This is a genomic window from Nonomuraea sp. NPDC004702, from assembly GCF_053601695.1.
Genome location: NZ_JBSGCE010000172.1, coordinates 1 through 3,832 on the forward strand (window position 1 = coordinate 1; position 3,832 = coordinate 3,832).

Genomic DNA, 3,832 nt, shown 5'->3' on the forward strand with positions numbered 1-3,832 from the left:
CAGGGCCGCGTGGATCCGCCGATACCCGTAGGTCTGATGGCTGTCTTCGAATAACGTCTCGATCTTTTCCTTCAGACGTTCACGACGTTCAGCGGCCGCCGACAACGGCCGCCCTCGCCACTCGTAATAACCGGACCGCGACACGCCCAGCCACGAGCACATGTCCACAATGGCGTAAGAAGCCTTCTCCGCATCGATGAGCTCGTACTTGGCGGTCACCGCTGTTCCCGCGCGAAGAAGGCCGCGGCTTTTTCCAAGAACTCGTTCTCTTCGCGAAGTTTGCGATTCTCCCGCTCGAGCGCGAGTTCCCGTTCGCTCTTCTTCTCGCTCACGTCTCGCGCCAGCGCCACGTCATCGCCCCGGGTTCGCCGATAGGCGTTCACCCAATTTCCGAGCGTGGTGTCGTGGATGCCGAGTTCCTTGGCCACACGCGACACCGGCCGCGGGCCGTCCAGCACCATGCGGACGGCTTCGTCCTTGAACTCCTGGCTGACTCGTCGGTTACGCCCCGCCACAGCCTTCCCTTCCGGTTCTCCCTCAACCTTAGTTGGGGATGTGTCCGGAGGACGCGGGGCACCTCAATGTACTCGCGCATGGAGTCGGCGTCGCAGCGTACACAGACCACGGCCACATCGATGCCCTTGGCCGCGCATCGGTTGGTGAGGCGGGAGATCCAGTCGGGGTCTCGAAGTTCGGCGATGAACGGTGCGGCGAGGATGGCCGAAGTGCCGACCTTGAGGTTGTCGAACGCGATCTCCACTAGGCACCGGGTACTCCAGTGGGGCGGACCTCACTCAGGTACAGCTCGTGTGCCGGTAGTGGGGGTCGCAACGTCATGCGCGACCACCGCCGAGAACTGATCAATGCCTGCTCAATCTGACCATCCTTCTGGAACCCACCTCGATGTGTCGGCTCCGCCAGACCCAACCCTCCAATACCTCTCCACCCACGCGGCCGACGAGACATGCGCGCCGAGATCGACCAGATCGCCACCTGGATCGGCGCACCCATCGAATTCGACAACCCCCCGGCGGCCACTACGCGACCTCAGGGGCATGCGCGCCCCGGTGCTCGCGATCGGCGATGGCGGGCTTGGCTTCTGGTCGGCATTGCGGGAGGTGTTTCCGCAGGCCAAGGAGCAAAGGTGCTGGTTTCACAGGAGCCGTCAAGAAATAAGGCGTTGCTTTTCGATCTTGAACTCGTTGACTTGGTATGGGCGTACCGAGCGAGGTCCGCGATCAGCTCGTCTCGCGGTTCAGGGTGCTGTTTCCGCATTTGAACGAGCGGCAGCGGCGTCTGGTGATGGGGCAGGAGGCTCGGCTGCTCAGGCATGGTGGGGTGCGGACGGTGGCGGCGGTGGCCGGAGTGTCCGAAACTACGGTCCGCGCCGGGGTTTTCGAGCTGGAGGCCGGCGAGGATCCGCTGCCGGACGGCCGCGTCCGTCGTCGTGGTGGAGGTCGCAAGGCCGCCGAAGCTCAGGACCCGGATCTGGTGCCAACGCTGCTGGCGCTGGTGGAGCCGGATGAGCGTGGGGATCCGATGTCGCCGCTGCGCTGGACCACCAAGTCGCTGCGCGATCTGGCACAAGAGCTGACCGGGCAAGGCCATCCAGTCTCGGCGCCGACGGTGGGCCGGCTGTTGAAGAAACAAGGCTTCAGTCCGCAAGCCAATGCCAAGACGTTGGAAGGCAATCAGCACCCGGACCGGGACGCGCAGTTCCATGACATCAACGAGCAGGTCAAGGCTCATCAGGCGGACGGCGAGCCAGTGATCAGCGTAGACACGAAGAAGAAGGAGCACCTGGGCGATCTGCCAAACGCTGGCCGGCAGTGGCGGCCCAAGGGCGATCCGGTTCGGGTCGAGGACCACAGCTTCTTCTTCACCGGCCCGGATGTGCCGCATGCGATCCCGTACGGGATCTACGACGTGGCCTGCGACACGGGCTGGGTGAACGTCGGAGTCGATCACGACACCTCGGCGTTCGCGGTGGAGTGGATCCGGCGCTGGTGGCGCGGCCGCAGCAGCCTGGACTACCCGACCGCCAGCCGGCTGCTGATCACGGCGGACTGCGGGGGCTCCAACAGCTATCGCTACCAGTGATGGAAGGCCGAACTGGCCGACTTCGCCGCTGAGACCGGGCTAGCGGTGACCGTCTGCCACTTTCCGCCCGGCACCAGCAAGTGGAACAAGATAGAGCACCGGCTGTTCTCGCACATCACCATGAACTGGCGCGGTAGGCCCCTGACCAGCCACGAGGTCGTGGTCAACAGCATCGCCGCGACCCGCACCCGCACCGGGCTGACCGTCGCGGCCGAACTGGACACCAACGCTTACCCGCTGGGCGTGTCGGTGTCCGCCGAGCGGATGAGCATGCTGCCGATCGTCCCGCATATCGAGCGCGGCGCCTGGAACTACACGATCGGCCCGGCCGACGGCAACCCGCACCTGCCCTTATGCGACCGGGCGCGCATCCGGTCCGAAAGCCCGCACGCTCTGGCCGATCCCCGGCTGACCGGGATGAGCCGAGAGGAACTGAACGAGCTGGCTGCGTCTTTGGCCTCGGATCAGGCGGCGCTGGCCGAGCAGCGTAACTTCGAAATCCGCGGTGGCCCACGCCGACAGGCCAAGGCCAACCACGGACGCCCCCTGCTTACCGACGCCGACAAGGTCCTGATCGCCATCGTTTATCTCCGCCAGATCTGCTCCCAGCGCGTCCTGTCGGAGATGCTCGAGATCAGCCAGCCCCCGATCGGTCAAGCGGTCACCGAGACCGGCAAGCTACTGGTCGCCCGCAAACTCAAGATCGACCCCACCGTGCTGCGCTTCCCCAGCGCCGGTGCGCTCCGCGACTTCCTGGACAGCAACACCGTCCCGACACGACCGAACCGGCTGGCGCTGCTGGGAGATCCGGCACTGACCGAGATGAGCCGCCCGGAACTGGCCGCACTGATCGAGCGGCTGTCGCTGCGGCAGGCCGCCGAGGCCGAGCAGCGCAAGCATCGCCAGCGCGGCGGTGACCGGCAGGCCGGCGCCCGCGGAGGCATCTTCCAGGAGAAAATCACCGACGCCGAGCGCGTCCTGGCGGTCATCCTCGGCATGCGCAAAGTCTGCGCCTGGGAGGTCGTAGCGGAACTGTTTCAAGTGAGCCGACGAACGATCGGCAACGCCAAGCTCTGGGTCCACCCGCTGCTGGAGCAGACCGGCTACGTCATCACCCGATCCGCAACCCGATACTCCAGCGCCGACGCGCTCCTGAACGCCATCACACCGCACGACGACAACCCACGTGTCACAGAATCGACACCTTGATTCTTTACGGCTCCGCAAGATCGCTAACGTGCTGGGGGCGCTGCCGAAGTCGGCCCACCCAGCCGCCAAGAAGCACCTGGCCGAGATCTGGAACGCCGAGGACAAGGAGCACGCCCAGGCCGCGGTCAAGGACTTCCAGGCCGCCTACGGCGCCAAGTTTCCCAAGGCAGTCGCCAAGGTCACCGTGGGGGAACTGCTGGTCTTCTACGACTTCCCGGCTGAGCACTGGGTGCATCTGCGCACGACCAACCCGATCGAGTCGACCTTCGCCACCGTTCGCCTCCGCACCGAGGTCACTAAGGGGCCGGGCTCACGCGCCGCCGGACTGGCCATGGCTTTCAGGCTGATCGAGTCGGCCCAGGTCCGCTGGCGCGCGGTCAACGCGCCCCACCTCGTCGCCCTAGCTGTATTGACCACGAGCGTTGTTAACAGCCAGGGCTTGATCAATGGAGAGGCCTCCGCTGTGGTGTAGGTGTCGAATCTGCACCAGACGCGGAGGCCTCGTGTCCCACCGTAACGCCCG

General features: G+C 65.4%; 2 protein-coding genes and 3 pseudogenes. 3 read left to right on the forward strand and 2 right to left on the reverse strand.

The window, feature by feature from the left end; all coding sequences use genetic code 11:
• Positions 1–219 (reverse strand): IS3 family transposase (locus ACWEJ6_RS54390; RefSeq protein ID WP_452433611.1); only part of this gene is annotated, 219 nt, incomplete at its 3' end.
• Entirely contained in the window at positions 216–515 is a 300-nt protein-coding gene (locus tag ACWEJ6_RS54395; RefSeq protein WP_452433612.1) for a transposase, read from the reverse strand. The genes ACWEJ6_RS54390 and ACWEJ6_RS54395, both read right to left, overlap by 4 nt.
• Positions 516–1,049: 534 nt before the next feature.
• Between ACWEJ6_RS54395 and ACWEJ6_RS54400 the strand changes: the two are divergent.
• The 3 pseudogenes from ACWEJ6_RS54400 to ACWEJ6_RS54410 all read left to right on the forward strand — a co-directional run.
• Positions 1,050–1,160, forward strand: a pseudogene (locus tag ACWEJ6_RS54400) (transposase); the annotation flags it as partial.
• A 52-nt stretch (positions 1,161–1,212) separates the two neighbouring features.
• Positions 1,213–3,309: pseudogene (locus ACWEJ6_RS54405) on the forward strand (ISAzo13 family transposase).
• 16 nt (positions 3,310–3,325) lie between these two features.
• A pseudogene (locus ACWEJ6_RS54410) lies at positions 3,326–3,712 on the forward strand (transposase); the annotation flags it as partial.
• Positions 3,713–3,832 lie beyond the last annotated feature (120 nt).